Origin of the sequence: Pseudonocardia sp., assembly GCF_035305885.1 — a bacterium.
Taxonomy (GTDB): Bacteria; Actinomycetota; Actinomycetes; order Mycobacteriales; family Pseudonocardiaceae; genus Pseudonocardia.
Genome location: NZ_DATGOP010000145.1, coordinates 39,155 through 58,050, shown reverse-complemented (window position 1 = coordinate 58,050; position 18,896 = coordinate 39,155). Strand labels below are relative to the sequence as shown.

The window sequence follows — 18,896 nt, the reverse complement described above, 5'->3', positions numbered from 1 at the left end:
CCGCTCACCTGATCCTGATCCGCGGGTCGAGCGCGGCGTAGAGGACGTCGGAGAGCCAGCCGGAGATCAGCACGAGGACCGCGACGAACAGCGTCACGATCGCCACGACGTTGGTGTCCTGCTGCTGCACCCCGTAGACCAGCCAGTCGCCCATCCCGAACCAGCCGAAGATGCGCTCGGTGAACACGCCCCCGGTGACGAGCAGCCCGAACCCGAACGCGAACAGCGTGGCCATCGGGATGAGCGCGGTGCGCAGGCCGTGGCTGAACAGCGCGCGGCGGCGGGTGAGGCCCTTGGCCTGCGCGGTGCGCAGGAAGTCGCTGCCGAGGACGTCGAGCATCGCGCTGCGTTGATAGCGGCTGTAGTAGGCGATCTGGCCCAGCGCGATCGCGAGGGTGGGCAGCACCAGGTGCTGCAGCCGGTCGACCAGCGCGGCGGCGGCGCTGCCCTGGAAGCCCGGCGTCGCCTCGCCCTGGAAGTACAGGATCGTGGTCCCGGCCGCCTCGTTCAGCTGCAGCGCGCCGAGCTTGAGCAGCTGCGCCAGCACGAAGACCGGCGTCGACAGCACGAGGAACGAGAAGATCGTGGCTGCGTAGTCGCCGAACCGGTACTGCCGCACCGCGCTCGCGACGCCCACGACCACACCGACCACGACGCCGAGGACGGTGCCGACGGCGAACAGCCGCAGGCTCACCCCGATGCGGCTGAACAGCTGTTCCGAGATCGGCACGCCCGTCACGGTCGTCCCGAAGTCGCCCCGCACGACGTCGCCGAGCCAGCCGGCGAACCGCTGGGGGATGGGTTCGTCGAGCCGCAGCTCCGCCCGCTTCGCCGCGATGACCTCGGCGGGCGGCGGCGGCACGCGGTCGGCGAGGTTCGCCAGCGGGTCGAACGTCAGCGCTGCGAGGCTGAAGGCGAGGAAGGTGGCGATCAGGCAGAGCGCGACGTAGTTGACCAGGCGGCGGGCCAGGAACCGGACCATGCGTCTCCTTGCCTACGCGGGTCTCTACCGGGCGCCCCATCCTCGCCCCCCGGGATGCGGGCGGACACCCGGGGCCGCCTCCGGCGCGGTCGCGGCGACGCGTCGGCGGGCCGGGACGTGCCGGAAACGGCACCACCCGGTCGTGGCGAACCCCGGCTCCGTTTGGCACGGTGGCCCGCATGCCCGCCCCCCGAGCTCCCGCTGTGAACGCCACCGCCGCCGCGCTGCTCGGTCTCCTGCACGAGGGCCCGATGTCGGGTGGGCAGCTGGTCACCGCCGCGAAGGAGCGCTTCGGGGCGTTCTTCTCGGTGACCCGCAGCCAGGTCTACCGGGAGCTGCCCGCGCTCGCGGTGGCCGGTCTGCTCGAGCGCGGTGAGCAGGGGCCGCGGTCGTCGCAGAAGTACGTGCTCACCCCGCTGGGCAAGCGCGCGTTCCGCGCGTGGGTCGCCGCCGGCCGGGGCGCCGACAGCCTGCGCAGCCCGCTCGTACTGCGCCTGCTGCACGCGGGGACGCTCACCCCGCGACAGCGGGCCGAGCTGGTGCGCACCAGCCGCGAGGCCTACCTCGAACGGCTCGCGGTGGCCCGCGCGGCCGCGCGCGCGGAGCGCGACCCGTACCGCAAGGCGGCGGCCGACTTCGCGGTCGCCCACGTCCGGGCGGTGCTCAAGCTGCTGGATGCCATACCGGAGTGAGCCGCCGCCGCGGGGCGTAACCTGGAGCGTTGTGAACCCCGACGTCGCGGCGGATCTGAAGGACCTCTCCGCCACCCTGGAGAACATCGAGGCGGTCGCCGACCTGCCCGCGCTGCGCGCCGAGATCGCCGACCTCTCCGACCAGGCGGGCCAGCCCGACCTCTGGGACAACGCGGAGGAGGCGCAGCGCGTCACGAGCCGGCTCGCCCACGCGCAGGGCGAGCTGCGCCGGCTCGAGGACCTGCGCCGCCGGCTCGAGGACCTGCCCGTGCTCTACGAGCTCGCCGAGGACGAGGGCGACCAGTCGGCCATCGCCGACGCCGACGCCGAGCGCGCCAAGCTCCGCGAGGAGATCGCCTCGCTCGAGGTGCGCACCCTGCTGTCGGGCGAGTACGACGAGCGCGAGGCCCTGGTCACGATCCGCGCCGAGGCGGGCGGGGTGGACGCCGCCGACTTCGCCGAGATGCTCATGCGGATGTACCTGCGTTGGGCCGAGCGGCACGGCTACCCGGTGGACGTCCTCGACATCTCCTACGCCGAGGAGGCCGGCATCAAGTCGGCCACGTTCCAGGTCCACGCGCCGTTCGCCTACGGCACCCTCTCCGTCGAGCAGGGCACCCACCGGCTCGTGCGCATCTCGCCGTTCGACAACCAGGGGCGCAGGCAGACCTCGTTCGCGGGCGTCGAGGTCCTCCCGGTCACCGAGACCACCGACCACGTCGACATCCCGGAGAACGAGATCCGCATCGACGTGTTCCGCTCCTCCGGCCCCGGCGGGCAGAGCGTCAACACCACCGACTCCGCGGTCCGGATCACCCACCTGCCCACCGGCATCGTGGTGTCCTGCCAGAACGAGAAGTCGCAGATCCAGAACCGGGCCGCCGCGATGCGGGTGCTGCAGGCCCGCCTGCTGGAGCGGCGTCGCCAGGAGGAGAAGGCCGCCCTCAACGCGCTGAAGGACGGCGGCTCGTCCTGGGGCAACCAGATGCGCTCCTACGTGCTGCACCCGTACCAGATGGTCAAGGACCTGCGCACCGAGTACGAGGTCGGCAACCCCTCCGCGGTGCTCGACGGCGACATCGACGGCTTCATCGAGGCGGGCATCCGCTGGCGGCGCAGCCAGGCCACCGCGGACGCCCAGGCCTAGGTCCGGCCGCGAGGGGCGGGTCGGTGCCCGGGGTGGCACCGACCGACGAGTAGCCTCCGCGTCGTGATCCGCCTGGAACGCGTCACCAAGCTGTACAAGACCTCGACGCGCCCGGCACTGGACCGGGTGTCGATGTCGGTGGAGAAGGGCGAGTTCGTCTTCCTCATCGGCCCGTCGGGTTCCGGCAAGTCGACGTTCCTGCGGCTGCTGCTGCGCGAGGACGTGCCGACCAAGGGCAACATCTACGTCGCGGACATGAACGTCGCGAAGCTGCCGCGGCGCCGCGTGCCGAAGCTGCGCCAGCGCATCGGGTGCGTGTTCCAGGACTTCCGGCTGCTGCCGAACAAGACCGTCGGCGAGAACGTCGCGTTCGCCCTCGAGGTGATCGGCAAGTCGCGCCGCACCGTGGACCGGGTCGTCCCCGAGGTGCTCGACCTCGTCGGGCTCACCGGCAAGGCCGACCGGATGCCGCACGAGCTGTCCGGCGGTGAGCAGCAGCGCGTCGCCATCGCCCGGGCGTTCGTCAACCGGCCGCAGGTGCTGCTCGCCGACGAGCCGACGGGGAACCTCGACCCCGACACCAGCCAGGACATCATGCTGCTGCTGGAGCGGATCAACCGGACCGGCACCACCGTGCTGATGGCCACCCACGACCACTCGATCGTCGACTCGATGCGCCGCCGCGTCGTCGAGCTCGACCTCGGCACCGTCGTCCGCGACGACGCCCGCGGCGTCTACGGCGTGGGGCGGTAGGGATGCGCACCGACTTCGTCGTCCGCGAGGTCGCCACCGGCCTGCGGCGCAACGTCACGATGACGATCGCGATGGTGCTCACCACCGCGATCTCCCTCGGCCTCGTCGGCACCGGCCTGCTCGCCGTGCGCACGATCGACCGCACCGAGCAGCTCTACAGCGACCGCTTCGAGGTACAGGTCACGCTCACCGCGGACGTGTCGTCGTCGGACATCGACTGCAGCCAGCCGATCTGCACCGACCTGCGCGAGACGCTCGAACGCCTGCCCGCCGTGGAATCGGTGCGCTACCAGAGCCAGCAGGAGGCCTACGAGCACTTCCAGGAGCTGTTCGCCGGGCAGGCCCTCGCCGAGGTCGCCCGGCCGCAGTCGCTGCCCGCCACGCTGCGGGTGCGGCTCGCCGACCAGTCCGCGGGCGCCGACGTCGTCCGCCAGGCGATGGCCGACCAGGTCGGCGTGCGCAACGTGATCGACCAGCGCGAGGTCGTCGCCAAGCTGTTCGACATGATCGGCAGCTTCCGCGACGTGACGTTCGCGCTCGCCCTCGTGCAGGCCATCGCGGCCGTGCTGCTGATCTCCAACACGGTGCAGCTGTCGGCGTACACCCGGCGCACCGAGGTGGGCGTGATGCGCCTCGTCGGCGCCACGCGCTGGTACACGCAGCTGCCGTTCCTCATCGAGGCGGTGGTCACCGGCGTCGTCGGCGCCCTGATCGCGGTCGTGGGCCTGATCGCGGGGAAGTACCTGTTCATCGACGACCTGCTGTCGGGCATCGTCGCCAACGGCGTGGTACCACCGGTCGAGCTCACCGACATCGTGTGGGTCGCCCCGATCCTCGTGATGATCGGCGGGGGCATCGCCGCGATCACCGGGTACGTGACCTTGCGGATGTACGTGCGCCTGTAACCGCGCGCCCCGCACCCGCCCCGGCACGTAGGCTGGACCGGTGAAGGAGAAGGGGCGCAAGGTGATCGCGCAGAACCGCAGGGCGCGACACGACTACACCATCCTCGACACCTACGAGGCCGGCGTGGCGCTGAAGGGCACCGAGGTGAAGAGCCTGCGGCTGGGCCGCGCCTCCCTCGCCGACTCCTTCGCCACGATCGACGACGGCGAGGTGTGGCTGCGCGGCCTGCACATCCCCGAGTACGCCCAGGGCACCTGGACCAACCACGAGCCGCGGCGCCACCGCAAGCTCCTGCTCCACCGCAGCGAGATCGAGCGCCTCATCGGCAAGACCCGGGAGGGCGGGCTCACGCTCGTGCCGCTGTCGCTGTACTTCAGCGACGGCAAGGTCAAGGTGGAGCTGGCGCTCGCCCGAGGCAAGCGCGCCTACGACAAGCGCGCCGACATCGCCAAGCGCGACGCCGACCGGGAGATCCAGCGGGCGCTGGGCCGCGCGGCGAAGGGCAGGGTGCGGGAGCTGCAGCGGTGACGGTTCCGGCGCCACCGGAGTCCGACGACGACGTCCCGCGGTTCCTCGACGAGCTCGGCGTGCCCGGGATCGTCGACGTCCACGTGCACTTCCTGCCCGAGCGCGTGCTGCGCAAGGTCTGGGCGTACTTCGACGACGCGGCCGTGCACTACGGCATGCCGTGGCCCATCCAGTACCGCACACCCGAGCCGGAGCGGCTGGCCACGCTGCGCAAGCTCGGCGTGCAGGCCTTCGCGCCGCTGGTGTACCCGCACAAGCCGGGCATGGCGCGCTGGCTCACCGAGTGGGTCACCGGGTTCGCCGCGGACACGGCCGACGCCGTGCCCACCGCCACCCTCTACCCGGAGCCGGACGTCGTCGACTACCTCGGCGCGGCCGTGGCCGGGGGCGCGCGAGCGGTGAAGGTGCACGTCCAGGTCGGGGCGTTCGACCCGCGCGATCCCCTCCTGCGCCCGGCCTGGGGGCTGCTGGCCGACGCCGGCGTCCCCGCCGTCGTGCACTGCGGGCACGGGCCGATCCGCGGCGCCCACACCGGCCTCGACGTCTTCGGCGAGGTCCTCGCCGAGCACCCCCGGTTGCGCGTCGTGCTCGCCCACGCCGGGATGCCCGACTTCGGCGCCGCGCTCGACCTCGTCCACCGCCACGAGGGCGTGCACCTCGACACCACGATGGTCGGCACCGCGTTCAGCAGCGCGTTCGCGCCGCTGCCCCCGGACTGGCCCGCCCGGCTCGTCGACGTCGCCGACCGCGTCGTGTTCGGCTCCGACTTCCCCAACATCCCCTACCCGTACGCCGAACAGGTGGCCGCCGTCGCCGGGTGGGCGGCCGCCGACCCGCGGCTCGGCGCCCCGTTCCTCCGCTCGGTCCTGCACACCGCACCGTCCCGCCTCCTGGGCCTCTGACCAGCACGGTTGCCGGATCCCGTTCCCGGGTACCCCCGGAGATGGACGTGGCGCTGGCGATCGTCGTCGTTCTGGTCGTGCTGGCCGCCGCCGCGGCGGTCACCCTCCTCGTCGGCTACGAGCGTCGACGGCGGTGGGAGGAGCAGCAGGGCGCGGCGGGTGCCGCGCCCCCGTTCGGCGGCGGGTGGCACGGGCCGAGCGAGAGCGGCGGGTTCCGCGCCGTGCCGTCCCCGCGCACCGGCGAGCACGACGACGCGGCCAGAACCGATCGAGAACCTGGATGAACCCAGCCACCCCGGGCGTTACACTCGACGTGCGTCCGAGGTACGGGCGCAGAAGGGGGTGAACGGTCTCGACTCCGGATGCGGAGCGAGGGGAAGCGTGCCGAGGAAGGCGACGATGATCTCGTTAACCATGCGTCGCAAAAAAACAAGTGCCGCTGATAAGCGCACTGTCCCGGCTCAGGCCGAGTACGCACTCGCTGCCTGATCCAGTGAGGGACTGTCGGCCCGGGGGCGTCCCCGCCCCGGAGTCCGGCATCAGCTAGGGGACTCACCCGTTCGCCTGGTCGCGGGGCGGACGGGGACATCACACAGCGACTGGGATCGTCACACCGGCTTGTCCGCGTGACCGGTGGATCCGAGTAGAGGCAAAGCGGACTGCGCACGGAGAAGCCCTCGCGAAGCGACGGAGGACCCGGGTTCGATTCCCGGCACCTCCACGCCTGGGCGCCCCCTGTCCGCGGAGAGCGCGGACGGGGGGCGTTTCGGTTTTCTACCTGGGGGTGCAACCCCCAGACCCCGCCCGGAGGGGCTTCGCTTCGCCCCCCGGACCCCCCGTTTTGTCTGCTCGTGCGTCACGGGCGCGTGTGTCGGCGTCCGCGCTGCGTTGTCGGCGGCTTGTTGTGCGGTCTGCGCGGGGCTGTGCCTCGTGTTCTGTCGTGTCGTGCGTCGTGCGCGACGTGTTGTGGTCCCTGGCTGGGCGCCCCCTGTCCGTGGAGAGCGCGGGCGGGGGGCGTTTCGGTTTTCTGTCTGGGGGTGTAACCCCCAGACCCCGCCCGGAGGGGCTTCGCCCCCCGTCTTCAGCTCGTGCGTCGTTGGACGTCTTGCCCGTCGGCGGTGCGTCGTCGGGCGCGGTACCGCGGTGCTCGCGGCTCCGGAGAGTCCGTGGTCCCCGGTCAGGTTCCGCGGACCTCCTTGGAAGCCGCCCGACCGGCGCCGTGCGCCGGTCGGGCGGGCCCTCCGGCCTGCCTGCGACGGACTGGCCTCAGGAGGCGCGGAGGCTCGCAGGGGCAAGGGCCGCGGAGCGATCGCGGCAGTGACGCCGGAAGCGCCCTCGACCTGCGAGGGGCGGCCCCGCACGATGCGCGGCGTCGCCGGCAGACCGGCCCCGCCGTCACCGGCCCTACTCGTGGCTGACCTCCAGGCTGTAGATCACCGTCTCCCCGTAGTTCTCCTCGCTGCAGGGCGCGGGGGCGACCCGCTCGCAGTTCGCCTGGGTGTAGGCGCCCGCCTTGAAGTAGGCGTCGGAGAAGTCCTTCTGCAGCGTCGTCTGCAGCTCGCCGTTGTAGTAGGCCTCGACGGTGCCGTTGCGGACCACGAACTTCGCCTCGAACGGTGTCCCGGGCACGTAGCTGTCGGTGATGAGCTTGTGGTTCGCGTCGTCCCCGTCGGTGACGTAGAGGTTGGTCCCCTCCAGCCGGAACACCGAGATGTCGTCGTCGTCATCGTGGATCTGCGCCCCGACCAGGTGCGGCTTGCCCTCCGGCACGTTGGTGAACGCCTCGGTCACCGTCAGGACGTGGGTGCCGACGGTCGACGACCAGGCGGCTTTCGTGCCGTCGGGGTTCATCTCGCGCAGCTCGGAGCGCGGGTACTTCGACCCGCTCGTCGTGGGCGCGTTCACGGCGGCGCGGAACACGACCCCGGTGCAGTCGTCGGTCGGCCGGAACCACGGCTCGCTGACGAAGCCGGCCAGCACCGGCTGCTCGATCTCCTGGGGTTCGGACTCGTCCTCGGCCGACCCGTAGGGCAACGTCAGCTTCCACCGCTGCAGGTCCAGCACCTGGGCGGGATGCTCGCAACCGGCTGGGCCCGGTGCCGGCGCGCCGGGTACCTCGCTCGGCGGCGGCTCCTCCTCACCCGAACAACCGGCGAGCACCCCGCAGGCCAGCAGCGCGGCCGCCAGCGCGCGGGCCGGCCGGGCTTCCGCGCCACCGCGCCTCCGACCGGGGATCGCCCCGGACCTTTCGGCCACCGCGCGCGCACGCACCTCCACGCCCCGCCTCCTCCGGTGATCTCGACGATCACTCGAACCCGCTACGCCACCCGTCGGGCGGTCACCGATGCTCGTCCGCGGGCGTGATCGACGCAACGCGCGTGCCCCGATCGTGGGCCGCCGCACCCGCCCCGACGCGGCCCGCGACTCTCGGACATCCAGCCCGCGACTCGCGGACACCGAGGCCGCGACTCGCGGACATCCAGCCCGCGACTCGCCGACACCCGGAGCGCGACTCGCGGGGGTGGGGATCAGGCGGTCGTCGTGACCACCCGCTCCAGGCGGGCCAGGGCGTCGTCGAGCCACTCCCGCACGTCGTCGGCGGGGCCACCACCGTGGGCCTCGGGCTGGTCCCCGAGGAACGACAGGTGCAGCCGCACCGTCGACCGGGCGCCCTCGCCGTGCTCGACCTGCAGCCAGCCCGCGTAGTCGGGGGCGTGGGCCCACTCCATCCGCAGCTGCTCGGGGCGTAGCTGCACCGTGCCGTTCGCGTCGACCCCGCGCTCCGGGACGTCGGCGTGCACCTCCCCGTCCCCGGCCGGGCGCACGTCCACCGGGCCGGGCAGCCACTCCGGCAGCCGGTCGAGGTCCGCCACCACCGCGAACACCTGCTCCGCCGTCGCCGGGACGGCGCGTTCCGCCTCGAACTCCGCCATGCCGGCGGGTACCCGGCCCGCCGCCCGCCGACCCGTCGCACGTTCGGGCGTAGGGTGTGAGGACGTGGTCGAGGTCGGACGGCCGAGGCTCGGCCGAGTCGCGGAAGAGCGGATGCCCCGCGAGATCTGGGTGCTGGTCGGCACCTCGTTCCTGATCGCGATCGGATACGGGATCGTCGCGCCGACGTTGCCGGTGTTCGTCCGGTCGTTCGACGTCGGCATCACCGCCGCATCGCTGGTCATCAGCGCGTTCGCGTTCGTCCGGCTGCTGTTCGCGCCGCTCAGCGGGCGCATCGTGGGGCGGGTCGGGGAGGTCCCGACGTTCACGGTCGGGCTCTCGATCGTCGCGCTCAGCACCGGGGCCTGCGCGTTCGCGGGCAGCTACTGGCAGCTGCTGGTGCTGCGCGGGCTGGGCGGCGTCGGCTCGACCATGTTCACCGTCTCGGCGCTGTCGCTGCTCATCCGGCTCGCGCCCGTGCACATGCGCGGCCGCGCCTCCGGGATGTGGGCCACCGGCTTCCTGCTGGGCAACGTCATCGGCCCCCTCGTCGGTGGCCTGCTCGGCGCCGTCAGCCTGCGCACGCCGTTCCTGGTGTACGCGGCGGTGCTCGTGGTCGTCGTGGTCGTCGCGCTGCTCTTCCTGCGCGGGCGGGACGGGACGGCCGCCCCGCCGTCCGCCGCCGCGGAGCCGCCCGCCCGGTTCCGCAGCGCGCTCGCCCACCCCGCCTACCGCGCCGCGCTCGTGGCGAGCTTCGCCAACGGGTGGGTCGTCTTCGGCGTCCGCGTCGCGCTGGTGCCGCTGTTCGTCGTCGAGGTGCTGGGCAGGCCCGAGTCGTGGGGCGGCGTCGCGCTCGCCGTCTTCGCCGTGGGCAACGCGGCGACGCTGACGCTGGCCGGCCGGTGGGCCGACCGCCGGGGCCGGCGCCCACCCGTGTTCGCCGGCCTGGCCGTCTCGGCGGCTTGCACCGGCGTCCTCGGTTTCGTCACCGACCCCGTCCTGTTCCTGGCGACGAGCCTGCTCGCCGGGATGGGCAGCGGCCTGGTGAACCCGCCGACGAACGCCGCGGTCGCCGACGTCATCGGTTCCCGGGCCAGGGGCGGGACGGTGCTCGCCGGGTTCCAGATGGTCGCCGACCTCGGTGCCATCATCGGCCCCGTGGTCGCGGGCGCGCTCGCCGAGCTCGCCGGGTACGGGGCGGCGTTCGCGATGTCCGGGGCGACGGCGCTCGTCGCGCTCGCCTTCTGGCTGCGCGCGCCCGAGACCCTGCCGTCCGCGGCGAGCCCGACGGTCGCCGCGGACGCCCGCGCGGAGCGGTCGGACGCCGAGTGCCCGGCGCGCCGCAGGCCCACCCCGTGACGCTCACGCCGATCGCCGTGCCCGTCCGTGGCGGGTGACAGCCCCATCCACTCCCGGTGACCCTCCGGACTCGGCCCGCCACCCTGGGTGCTCGCCGGTCTGGATAGGCTCGGCCCGTGAACCGCGCCCGCCTGCCTGACGTCATCGGGGCGCTGGCCCGGTTCGGGCTCGCCGCGGTGTTCCTGGTGTCCGGCCTGCTCAAGGCCGTGGACCCGGACCAGACCTACGTGGCCGTGCGCGCCTACGACGTGCTGCCCGACGCCGGCGTCGAGGTCGTCGCGGCGCTGCTGCCGTGGGTCGAGATCGCGCTCGGGCTCCTGCTGCTGGCCGGGGTCGGCACGCGCCTGGTCGCCGTGCTGTCGGCCGCGCTGCTGCTCGTCTTCGTCGCGGGCGTGACGCAGGCGTGGGCGCGCGGCCTGTCGATCGACTGCGGCTGCTTCGGCGGGGGTGGTGCGGTGGATCCGGGCGAGACGACCTACGGGCAGGAGCTGTTGCGCGACGCGGGCTTCCTGCTGATGGCGGGGTGGCTGATCGCCCGCCCGCGCACGGTGCTGGCACTCGACGACCGGCTCGGAACCAGGAGGATGGGCTGAGATGGGCGGAGCTTCGCGCAACGAGAGGCGTCGCAAGCAGGAGGAGGCGGAGCGTCGCCTCGCCGCCGCGGGCATCCGCGTGCCGCAGAAGCGCGACCGCACCGGCGCGATCGTGGTCGGCGTGGTGCTCGCGGTCGCCGTGGCCGTCGGTGGTGCTTTCCTCGTCGCCCGCGCGCTCGGCCACGAGGTCGAACCGACCTACACCGCCACCGCCGACGGGGCGGTCGTCACCGCGGGCTCGGGCCCCGTGGTGATCGACGTCTACGAGGACTACCTCTGCCCCAGCTGTGAGCGCTTCGAGGCGCGCTACGGCAACGAGCTCACGACCGCCCTGAACGAGAACAAGGTCACCGTCCGGTTCCACACGGTCGCCATCCTCGACCGGCTGAGCGAGCCCGCGGGCTACTCGACCCGGGCGGCGAACGCGGCGCTCTGCGCGGTGCCCGCGGGCGTCTTCCCGCAGTACCACAAGAAGCTCTTCGACGAGCAGCCCGCCGAGGGCAGCGCCGGGCTGAGCGACGACGAGCTGATCGCGCTCGGCACCGAGCTCGGCGCGCAGGGCGATTTCGCGGCGTGCGTGCAGGGTGGCACGCACGCGGATGCGGTCGCGAAGGAGACCGAGGCGGCCACGGGTGACACCGCGCTGCAGACCAACGGCCGGTTCGGCACCCCGACCGTCGTGGTCGGCGGCCGGAAGGTCGACCTGAACGACACGAGCTGGCTGCAGGACGCCATCGGCGGCCAGTCCTGATCGTCCGCCGGGGCGAGCGAGGCGACCGGGTAACGGCGACCCGCCTCACGGGGCCGCCGGAGCGTCGTGTAACTTGGTCGTCGCAAGGGGCTGTGGCGCAGCTGGTAGCGCACTTGACTGGCAGTCAAGGGGTCACGGGTTCGAATCCCGTCAGCTCCACTCTCGCACCCGGAACCCCGTCAGCTTGGTTCACCCAGGTAGGGCGGGGTTTTCTGCATCCGGTAGCGATCTCGGTCGCTGGCTGACGCAACTGTTGCACCAGCCAGGCGGAGCGCAGCACCAGCAGCGGACTCGTGTGCCGCCCGGCGCGTGTGGTCGACGCATGGGTGACAATCGGAGGACGTAGCGGGGGGCTGGAACGGAGGTCGGTCGGTGGCTGACGACAACCCGGAGCACCCCTCCACCCACCCGAAGCACCTGGCCTATGACCGCTTCGGCAAGGAGGCGTTGCTCGCCGCTCACGGCATCACGGAGGCGCTCGCCGAGGCCGGTGTGGACGACGACGGAGCGGTCGTGCTCCGCACCGACGGGAAGCGCCACAGCCTTGCGGCGCTCGAGGCGCTCATCGACGATGCGCTCGCCGACGAGTCCGATGCGCGGGAGGCGCGGGAGGCGGACTGATCGAGCCGGCGCCCTCCAGCAAGGGGGTCTTCGTCGCCGGCCTGAGCGTCTCGGCCGGTGGAGTGCTGTCTGACAATCGCGGCGGCCTCTCGGCAGGGCGGTGGGTCGCGGCCCGCGCGGCGGCGGCCACGGCGGCGAGCACGGCGAAACCGGCTGCGGTCGCGACGGCGTCGTGCCCACCGCCCGGTGCGAGGTGGCCGGTGCTCGCGACGGCACCGAACGCACCGCACGGCTGGGACGTCCTCGTGACGACGCCGCTGAGATCGGCCCCGTGATCGGCCGACACCGCCGACGCCGCGCCGATCGAGGAGTTCGCGCTGACGCCGAGACCGAGGCCGGCGACGGCCGGCGGCGAGAGGAGCGGCACCTCGTTCCGGGTTCCTGCCGCTGCACAGAGGCGGATGCCGAGGTATCCGGCCGATCACGGGAGGAAGGAGTCGCGGCGGCACCCGGGCGCGCAGCGGCCCCCGATCCCGAGCGCCACCACCCACGCGAACCATCGCGAGCCCGGACTGCGCCGGAGTGGCACCCGATCGCGAAGAGCAGGGCGAAGCACGTCGCGCTCGTGGCTCCGTGCGCGAGGGGGCCGTGCCGAACGGCGGCCTGGCGCAGGGCCGCCGGTGCGAAGCACGACGCACGCCGCGAGCGTGGTCGCGCCAGGTCCACCGCGTGCGACTTCCGGGTTTCCGTCGGCGGGGAGGACCCGGTGCGCAGCGGCGAACGGGGTGCCCCCGGTAGGGACGTTGATCAGGAACGCGGATCGCCGGCCGAGGTCGAACACGTCGGCCGAGATCGGCAATCCACCCAGCGCCCGACCGGCGACCGCGCGCTCGAGGGCCCGGACCCGCGCGCCCCCGGTGAAGGGCAGCTGGTTCCCCGCGAGCGCCCGGGGAACCGGCAACGCGGCGCCCGCGCCCCGGGCGAACCGCGCCGAACGTCGTGCCGATCGACGGTGCGGCGAGGTTGGACCGCCGCGTCGACGTTCGCCATGGACCGCCGGCCGGGAGCGCGAGCAGCGGTCCCCGGCGGCCGGGGTCCGACGACGGAGCCGGGCGGGTGGGGGGCCCCTGGCGCGAGGTCGATCCTGGGGGCGAGCGGGGCCTCGCCCCGGCGCAGTTCGGCCGTGCAGGTCGGGCGTGGAGCCGGCAGGCGTGACGGTCAGCAGCCCGTGGACACCCGGGACGCCGTGCGACGCAGGTGCACCCGCATCAGCTCGGTGGCCCGCTCGACGTCGCGGTCGGCAACCGCGTCGACGAGGGCCCGGTGCTCCTCGGCGCCGCGCCTGCCGTGCGCGGGCTCCGCGGTGCGGGCCTGCTGCAGCGACCTGAGCATCGGGTCGTGCAGGGAGTCTGCGAGCAGCGCGATCGCCCGGTTGTGCGTGGCCCGCGCGAACCGCGTGTGCCACTCGGCCGACAGGGCGAGCGGGTAGTCGTCCTCCTCGATGGCGGCGCTGCTGCGGTCGCAGATGGCGTAGAGGGCGGCGATGTCGTCGGCCGTGGCGCGCTCGCACACGAGCGCGACGAGCCCGAGCTCGAAGACCATCCGCGCCTCGGTGACCTCGACCGCCGACAGGCTCGACAGCGAGATCAGGTCGGCGATGCCCTCGCCGACCATCCGGCTGCTGGGCGCGGTGACGAAGGCGCCGCCGCGGGCACCGACGCGGATCTCGACGAGCCCGTTGGCCTCCAGCACGCGGAGGGCCTCACGCACCGTGACGCGACTGACGCCGAATCGCTCGCACAGCTCGCGCTCCGACGGCAGGCGGTCGCCCGCCGTCAGCCGGCCCGAGCGGATCAGCAACCGGATCTGGTCGACGATGACCTCGGAGATGCGTCCCACGCTGACCCGGCTGAGCAGGTCCCCCTTGCTCGCCGGTTCGGGACTCGTCATGTGACGCAGTGTATGCGCAAATGGACAGTCCAAAGGCGTGGCCTCCCTGGCCTTCGGGCGAAGATCGCGGTCTAATGGATAGGCCATTTGGGGAGGATCGGCTTGGAACTCCTCGACGGCGCGCAGCGGCCACCGCCGAACGACGTGTCCATCGCAGCGAAGGAGCTACCGATGTCCACCACCACGAGGCGCGCAGCGTGGCGCGCCGCGACCGCCCTCGTCCTCGCCGCCGGCCTCGCGGGGTGCGGGGCCGGCTCGAGCGACCCCGCGGCGGGTCCGTTCTCGGGGGAGAACGTCGACCTGGTCGTCCCGTACGAACCCGGCGGTGGCTACGACACCTACGCCCGCGCGCTGGCCCCGTACCTGGAGGAGTGCCTCGACGCGACGATCGTGGTCCGCAACGAGCCGGGCGCGGGCGGGTTGGTCGCGACCAACCGGACGGCGGCGGCCGGCCCGGACGAGCTCCGCTTCCAGATCGTGAACACGGTGGGGCTCGTGTCCGCGCAGATCGCCGAGGCCGACGGTGCCGACTTCGACCTCACCGACCTCAACTGGATCGGCCGGGTCGCGGCACCGGCCAACGTCGTGGTTGTGGCCCAGGACAGCCCGGTGCAGAGCTTCGCCGACCTCGTGGCGTCGGACCGGCCCGTGCGGTTCGTCGCCCAGGGGCCCGGCGCGAACGACTACATCGCGCCGAACATCCTCGGCGCCGCCTACGGATTCCCGTTCGAGATCATCACCGGGTTCGCCGGGGCGCCGGAGGCGCGCGCGGCCGTCGTGACCGGCGACGCCGACGCACACGTGCTGCCGGTCGACAGTCAGCTGCCTGCGATCGCGTCCGGGGACGTGCGACCGCTCGTCACGGTGGACGACCAGTCCGACCCGCTGCTGCCCGACACGCCGACGATCTACGACGCCGCGCCCCCGGACGCGCTCGCGGCGTCGGTCGTCGACAACCTGGTGGCGCTCGGCCAGACCGGACGCGCCCTGATCGCCTCGCCGCAGATGCCGGCCGACCGCGTCGAGGCCCTGCGCGCGGCCTACCGATGCGCGGTGGACAACCCGGAGCTGCTCGCCGAGCTCGAGCAGCAGAAGCGCCCGCTCGCCCCGCTCGGCGGGGCGGAGACGGCGGATCTCGTGGCCCGGGTGCTGGGCGCCACCGGGGAGTTCCGGCAGCTGGTCGTGCAGAGCTACTGACCACCGGCGCTGCCGGGCGCCGGGGGGAGGGGCTCGCCCCGTTCGATCGCCGCGATCTGGTCGAGCCGGCGCCGGTGGACCCCGCCCCGGAACGGGGTGGTGAGCCACACCGCGGTGATCTGCTCGGCCACCTCCGGGGTGACGACCTTGGCGCCCAGCACCAGCACGTTCGAGTCGTTGTTGCCGCGGGAGATCCGGGCGTGGAACTCGTCGGGGCACAACCCCGCCCGGATCCCGCGGACCTTGTTGCACGCGATGGTCTCGCCGAGGCCGCTCCCGCCGACGAGGATGCCGCGCTCGACCTCGCCCGCCACCACCCGGCGGCACAGGTCGAGGCTCAGCGGCGGGTAGTCCACGACCTGCTCGCCGTCGTGCGCCCCGAGGTCGGTGACGGTGTGGCCGCCCGCCGCGAGGACGCCGACGAGTCGAGCCTTGAGCGCGACGCCGTTGTGGTCGGCCGCGATGCCGATGCGCACGTCGTCCTCCTCGCCGTTCGATGAGCGAGCGCGGTGGGTAATGGACTTACCATTCTTCCACGAACTCGCCCGCGCTCCGATTGCGGGCGGCGGGTTCCTGGTCTTCGGGCCTGGGGCCGGGTTGCCCGCCGTGCGGTCCCGTGCCACGTTGGATGGGCTCTCGGGGGGAGAGAGGCGAGGTTGATCCATGCCGAACGACCTCGGTGGGACGCCGTCACGCCCCAACGTCCTGACGGGCCTGCGGCTCGATGAACTGCTGCACGGCGTGCAGGAGCGGCTGACCGAGATCGTCCAGATCCGGGACCAGATGCAGGGCCTGCTCGACGCCGTGCTCGCCGTCGCGTCGGGCCTGGAGCTCGACGCGACCCTCCAACGGATCGTGCAGTCCGCGGTGGACCTCGTCGACGCCCGCTACGGGGCGCTGGGCGTGCTGGCTCCCGACGGGGGAATCTCGCGGTTCATCCACGTCGGGGTCGACGAGGGGACGCGATCGCGGATGGGCCGCCTGCCCGAGGGCAAGGGGCTGCTGGGGCAGCTCATCCTGGATCCGCGGCCGCTGCGGCTCGCCGACCTGACCACGCACGAGGCGTCGGTCGGGTTCCCGCCCAACCACCCGCCGATGCGCAGCTTCCTCGGCGTGCCGGTGCGCGTGCGCGACTCGGTGTTCGGCAACCTCTACTTGACCGAGAAGCAGGGCGGCGGCGAGTTCACCGCGGATGACGAGGTCGTGCTCGAGGCGCTCGCCGCCGCCGCCGGGATCGCGGTGCAGAACGCCGACCTGTTCGAGCAGACCCGGTTGCGGCAGGCGTGGCTGGAGGCCACCGCGGAGATCCGCGCGGAGCTGCTGTCCGGCGCCACCGAGGAGGACGCCCTCGGCCTCGTGGCGCTGCGCACCCAGGAGCTGACCGGATCGGACCTGACGCTCATCGTGCTCGGGCCGACCCCGCCGGACGAGCACTTCACCGTGCGGGCCCAGAAGGGGGTGGCGGACGTGGATCTCGTCGGCCGCATCCTCGATCCGCAGGACCCGCTGCTGCGCAAGGTCGTCGACTCGGGAACCGCCGTGATCGACGCGACGGTCGGCGGGCTGCGCGATGCCGGCGAGGAGCTGTTCGGCTTCGGCCCGACCGTGGCGGTGCCGCTGCAGTCCCAGGACCAGGTGATGGGCGTGCTGATCGCCCTGCGGCGGCGGGAGGCCCAGCCGTTCCAGCCCAGCGAGGTGCCGATGCTGACCTCGTTCGCCCAGCAGGCCACGCTCGCGTTGGAACTGGGGGAGAAGAACCGGGCGCAGCAGCAGCTGGCCGTGTTCGGCGACCGGGACCGCATCGCGCGCGACCTGCACGACCGGGTCATCCAGCGGCTGTTCGCCACGGGGCTGGCGCTGCAGAGCACCCTGCGGCGCAGCCGGGAACCGGCCGTGCAGCAGCGGATCCAGGACGCGGTGCACAGCCTCGACGAGACCGTGCGGGAGATCCGGACGTCGATCTTCGACCTGCACACCACCGGCGCGGGGGAAGCGGCCGGGCTGCGCCGCCAGCTCCTGGACGCGGCGGCCGATTCGGCCGAGGGCCACGGCCTCTCGCCGTCGGTGCGGATCTCGGGCGCGGTCGACACGCTCGTCCCGCCCCGCGTGGGCGTGCACGCGGTGGCCGTGGTCCGGGAGGCGGTGAGCAACGCGGCGCGGCACGCCGGAGCGACCGCGGTGACGCTCACCGTCGAGGCGGATGAGGACCTGCTCGTCGAGGTCGTGGACAACGGGCGCGGGATGGGCCCCGGCGTCGCGCGGAGCGGCCTGCGCAACCTGGAGGATCGGGCGCGGGAGTGCGGTGGGACCCTGCACATCGCCCCGGCACCCGGGGGCGGCACCCGGATGAGCTGGCGGGTGCCGCTGAGCTGACCGCCTCAGGCGCTGGGCGCGGCGGACCGGGCCGTGCGGCCTCCGATGCCGCCGTCGTCGCACCGGTACTCGAGGCCGGAGACGACGTCGACGACGCCGTCGAGGCGGTGCACGAGCCGCTCGGCGAGCTCGGCGGTGCTGCGCTGCTCGACGGTGCCGGTCATGGTGACGATGCCGTCGGTGACCGACACCTCGACCTCGGTCGGGTCGACCCACAGCACGTGCCGGAACACCTGGTCCAGGACCGCGTCGCGGATCTCGTCGTCGGACCGGACGAACGCCCGCACGAGGTCGGCCCGGCTGACCACGCCCACGAGCTTCCCGTCGTCGTCGACCACCGGCAGGTGCTTGACCTCGTACTCGATCATGCGGCGGGCCGCCTCGGCGAGGGGCGCCGTCGGCGAGACGGTGACCGGGAAGCCGGTCATCACGTGCCCCACGGTGGCGCCCTCGGCGCGCCGGATCTCCTCCCGGGTTCGGCGGCGCTGCCACCAGTGCCTGCGCTCGGGCAGCGGGCGGGCCTGCTTCGACAGCAGGTCCCGCTCCGAGACCATCCCGATGAGCCGGTCGTCCGGGTCGAGCACGGGCAGCGCGCTCAGGCCGTGCTCGGTGAGCACCCGGGCCAGCTCCTTGAGCGGCATCGCCGGGCGGGCGGTCAGCACGCGGCGGGTCATCACGTCCGCGACGGTCGCTGTCTTCATGGGCGCGAGCGTTCCCGCACCGCCGCGTCCCGGTCAGGGCCGTCCGCCCGGGGCCGGGAGGGTCTCCGGTCCCGGTCCGGATCGGGTGGGGCGACCGCGCCGGCGCCGTGCGACGGCCCAGACGATCAGGCCGGTCAGGACGGCGGTGGCGCCCGCCTGCGCCAGGAGGTACGGGTGGAGGAGCACCCCGACGTTCAGGGCGAGGAGGCTGAGCGTGGCCCACCCGCTCACGAACGCGGTCACCACCGCGGCGCCGGCGGAGCCGCGGCGCAGCATGAGAACGCCGCCGACGAGGTGGGTCAGCGGCGGCCAGAGGAGGAGCGCGGCTCCCAGCAGGGTGAACAACCAGTAGATCGCGCCGTCGGGCACCCTGAGCGGGACGAACTGCCAGAGCGCCCCGGCGACGCCCGCCACCCCCGCCACGATGCAGGCGACGGCGGTGGCCCGGAAGACCGGGTCCGACGCGGCCCCGCGGTCCGTGCATCGCGTGTCCATGCCCCTGACGATCCTGCCGGGAGCCTTCGGGTTGGGGTGGCCGGGCGACGAACGCGCGAGGGCCCGCCTCCCCGG

At 73.3% G+C, this 18,896-nt stretch carries 20 protein-coding genes, 1 tRNA gene and 1 other RNA gene; 15 read left to right on the top strand and 7 right to left on the bottom strand.

The window, feature by feature from the left end; translation table 11 throughout:
* Nucleotides 1–4: 4 nt before the first annotated feature.
* Nucleotides 5–982, bottom strand: a complete 978-nt coding sequence (locus VKZ81_RS32625; protein WP_324245600.1) for an ABC transporter permease — start codon at nucleotides 980–982, stop codon at nucleotides 5–7.
* A 179-nt stretch (nucleotides 983–1,161) separates the two neighbouring features.
* Between VKZ81_RS32625 and VKZ81_RS32620 the strand changes: the two genes are divergently transcribed.
* From VKZ81_RS32620 to ssrA, 8 genes are all read left to right on the top strand, one after another.
* Nucleotides 1,162–1,674, top strand: coding sequence for a PadR family transcriptional regulator (locus VKZ81_RS32620; RefSeq protein ID WP_324245599.1), 513 nt, complete (start codon nucleotides 1,162–1,164; stop codon nucleotides 1,672–1,674).
* A 31-nt stretch (nucleotides 1,675–1,705) separates the two neighbouring features.
* Nucleotides 1,706–2,821 carry a peptide chain release factor 2 gene (prfB, locus tag VKZ81_RS32615; RefSeq protein WP_324245598.1) on the top strand — a complete coding sequence of 372 codons (1,116 nt, stop codon included), beginning with the start codon at nucleotides 1,706–1,708 and terminating at the stop codon, nucleotides 2,819–2,821.
* A gap of 63 nt (nucleotides 2,822–2,884) precedes the next feature.
* Complete coding sequence (ftsE, locus tag VKZ81_RS32610; RefSeq protein WP_324245597.1) at nucleotides 2,885–3,574, top strand: cell division ATP-binding protein FtsE; 690 nt, start codon at nucleotides 2,885–2,887, stop codon at nucleotides 3,572–3,574.
* Between the two features lie 2 nt (nucleotides 3,575–3,576).
* Nucleotides 3,577–4,479: a permease-like cell division protein FtsX gene (ftsX, locus tag VKZ81_RS32605; protein WP_324245596.1), complete on the top strand. Its 903-nt coding sequence runs from the start codon at nucleotides 3,577–3,579 to the stop codon at nucleotides 4,477–4,479.
* Between the two features lie 40 nt (nucleotides 4,480–4,519).
* On the top strand, nucleotides 4,520–5,008 hold the full coding sequence (gene smpB / locus VKZ81_RS32600) for an SsrA-binding protein SmpB (RefSeq protein ID WP_324245595.1): 489 nt from the start codon (nucleotides 4,520–4,522) through the stop codon (nucleotides 5,006–5,008).
* Nucleotides 5,005–5,910 carry an amidohydrolase family protein gene (locus VKZ81_RS32595; RefSeq protein ID WP_324245594.1) on the top strand — a complete coding sequence of 302 codons (906 nt, stop codon included), beginning with the start codon at nucleotides 5,005–5,007 and terminating at the stop codon, nucleotides 5,908–5,910. The genes smpB and VKZ81_RS32595 overlap by 4 nt, the downstream gene beginning before the upstream one ends.
* A gap of 47 nt (nucleotides 5,911–5,957) precedes the next feature.
* On the top strand, nucleotides 5,958–6,194 hold the full coding sequence (locus VKZ81_RS32590; RefSeq protein ID WP_324245593.1) for a hypothetical protein: 237 nt from the start codon (nucleotides 5,958–5,960) through the stop codon (nucleotides 6,192–6,194).
* Between the two features lie 54 nt (nucleotides 6,195–6,248).
* Nucleotides 6,249–6,634: a transfer-messenger RNA gene (ssrA, locus tag VKZ81_RS32585) on the top strand.
* 680 nt (nucleotides 6,635–7,314) lie between these two features.
* On the opposite strand, the gene VKZ81_RS32580 is transcribed toward ssrA, so the two are convergent.
* Together VKZ81_RS32580 and VKZ81_RS32575 are read right to left on the bottom strand one after the other, a co-directional pair.
* Nucleotides 7,315–8,187, bottom strand: coding sequence for a polysaccharide lyase family 7 protein (locus VKZ81_RS32580; protein WP_324245592.1), 873 nt, complete (start codon nucleotides 8,185–8,187; stop codon nucleotides 7,315–7,317).
* A gap of 251 nt (nucleotides 8,188–8,438) precedes the next feature.
* Nucleotides 8,439–8,843 (bottom strand): SRPBCC family protein, encoded by a 405-nt coding sequence (locus VKZ81_RS32575; RefSeq protein ID WP_324245591.1) that lies wholly within the window; start codon nucleotides 8,841–8,843, stop codon nucleotides 8,439–8,441.
* 112 nt (nucleotides 8,844–8,955) lie between these two features.
* Here VKZ81_RS32575 and VKZ81_RS32570 point away from each other — a divergent pair, with 112 nt between their 5' ends.
* The 5 genes from VKZ81_RS32570 to VKZ81_RS32550 all read left to right on the top strand — a co-directional run bounded on the left by VKZ81_RS32570 (nucleotide 8,956) and on the right by VKZ81_RS32550 (nucleotide 12,165).
* Nucleotides 8,956–10,200: an MFS transporter gene (locus VKZ81_RS32570; protein ID WP_324245590.1), complete on the top strand. Its 1,245-nt coding sequence runs from the start codon at nucleotides 8,956–8,958 to the stop codon at nucleotides 10,198–10,200.
* Nucleotides 10,201–10,331: 131 nt separating this feature from the next.
* Nucleotides 10,332–10,793 (top strand): MauE/DoxX family redox-associated membrane protein, encoded by a 462-nt coding sequence (locus tag VKZ81_RS32565; RefSeq protein WP_281689373.1) that lies wholly within the window; start codon nucleotides 10,332–10,334, stop codon nucleotides 10,791–10,793.
* A gap of 1 nt (nucleotide 10,794) precedes the next feature.
* Complete coding sequence (locus VKZ81_RS32560) at nucleotides 10,795–11,544, top strand: DsbA family protein (RefSeq protein WP_281689366.1); 750 nt, start codon at nucleotides 10,795–10,797, stop codon at nucleotides 11,542–11,544.
* 86 nt (nucleotides 11,545–11,630) lie between these two features.
* Nucleotides 11,631–11,703: transfer RNA gene (locus tag VKZ81_RS32555), tRNA-Ala, on the top strand.
* Between the two features lie 213 nt (nucleotides 11,704–11,916).
* Nucleotides 11,917–12,165, top strand: coding sequence for a hypothetical protein (locus VKZ81_RS32550; RefSeq protein WP_281689367.1), 249 nt, complete (start codon nucleotides 11,917–11,919; stop codon nucleotides 12,163–12,165).
* 1,158 nt (nucleotides 12,166–13,323) lie between these two features.
* On the opposite strand, the gene VKZ81_RS32545 is transcribed toward VKZ81_RS32550, so the two are convergent.
* Nucleotides 13,324–14,055 (bottom strand): FadR/GntR family transcriptional regulator, encoded by a 732-nt coding sequence (locus VKZ81_RS32545; RefSeq protein WP_281689368.1) that lies wholly within the window; start codon nucleotides 14,053–14,055, stop codon nucleotides 13,324–13,326.
* Nucleotides 14,056–14,226: 171 nt separating this feature from the next.
* Between VKZ81_RS32545 and VKZ81_RS32540 the strand changes: the two genes are divergently transcribed.
* Entirely contained in the window at nucleotides 14,227–15,252 is a 1,026-nt protein-coding gene (locus VKZ81_RS32540; RefSeq protein ID WP_281689369.1) for a tripartite tricarboxylate transporter substrate-binding protein, read from the top strand.
* Here VKZ81_RS32540 and VKZ81_RS32535 read toward each other — a convergent pair.
* Nucleotides 15,246–15,728 carry an RpiB/LacA/LacB family sugar-phosphate isomerase gene (locus tag VKZ81_RS32535; RefSeq protein ID WP_281689370.1) on the bottom strand — a complete coding sequence of 161 codons (483 nt, stop codon included), beginning with the start codon at nucleotides 15,726–15,728 and terminating at the stop codon, nucleotides 15,246–15,248. The two genes, VKZ81_RS32540 and VKZ81_RS32535, sit on opposite strands and share 7 nt — an antisense overlap.
* 187 nt (nucleotides 15,729–15,915) lie before the next feature.
* On the opposite strand from VKZ81_RS32535, the gene VKZ81_RS32530 reads away from it, so the two are divergent.
* Nucleotides 15,916–17,625, top strand: coding sequence for a sensor histidine kinase (locus VKZ81_RS32530; RefSeq protein WP_281689371.1), 1,710 nt, complete (start codon nucleotides 15,916–15,918; stop codon nucleotides 17,623–17,625).
* 5 nt (nucleotides 17,626–17,630) lie between these two features.
* Here the strand turns inward: VKZ81_RS32530 and VKZ81_RS32525 are convergent, their stop codons facing one another.
* Both VKZ81_RS32525 and VKZ81_RS32520 read right to left on the bottom strand, forming a co-directional pair.
* Entirely contained in the window at nucleotides 17,631–18,326 is a 696-nt protein-coding gene (locus VKZ81_RS32525; protein ID WP_324245589.1) for a CBS domain-containing protein, read from the bottom strand.
* 33 nt (nucleotides 18,327–18,359) lie between these two features.
* Nucleotides 18,360–18,821 carry a hypothetical protein gene (locus VKZ81_RS32520; protein ID WP_324245588.1) on the bottom strand — a complete coding sequence of 154 codons (462 nt, stop codon included), beginning with the start codon at nucleotides 18,819–18,821 and terminating at the stop codon, nucleotides 18,360–18,362.
* Nucleotides 18,822–18,896: the final 75 nt, after the last annotated feature.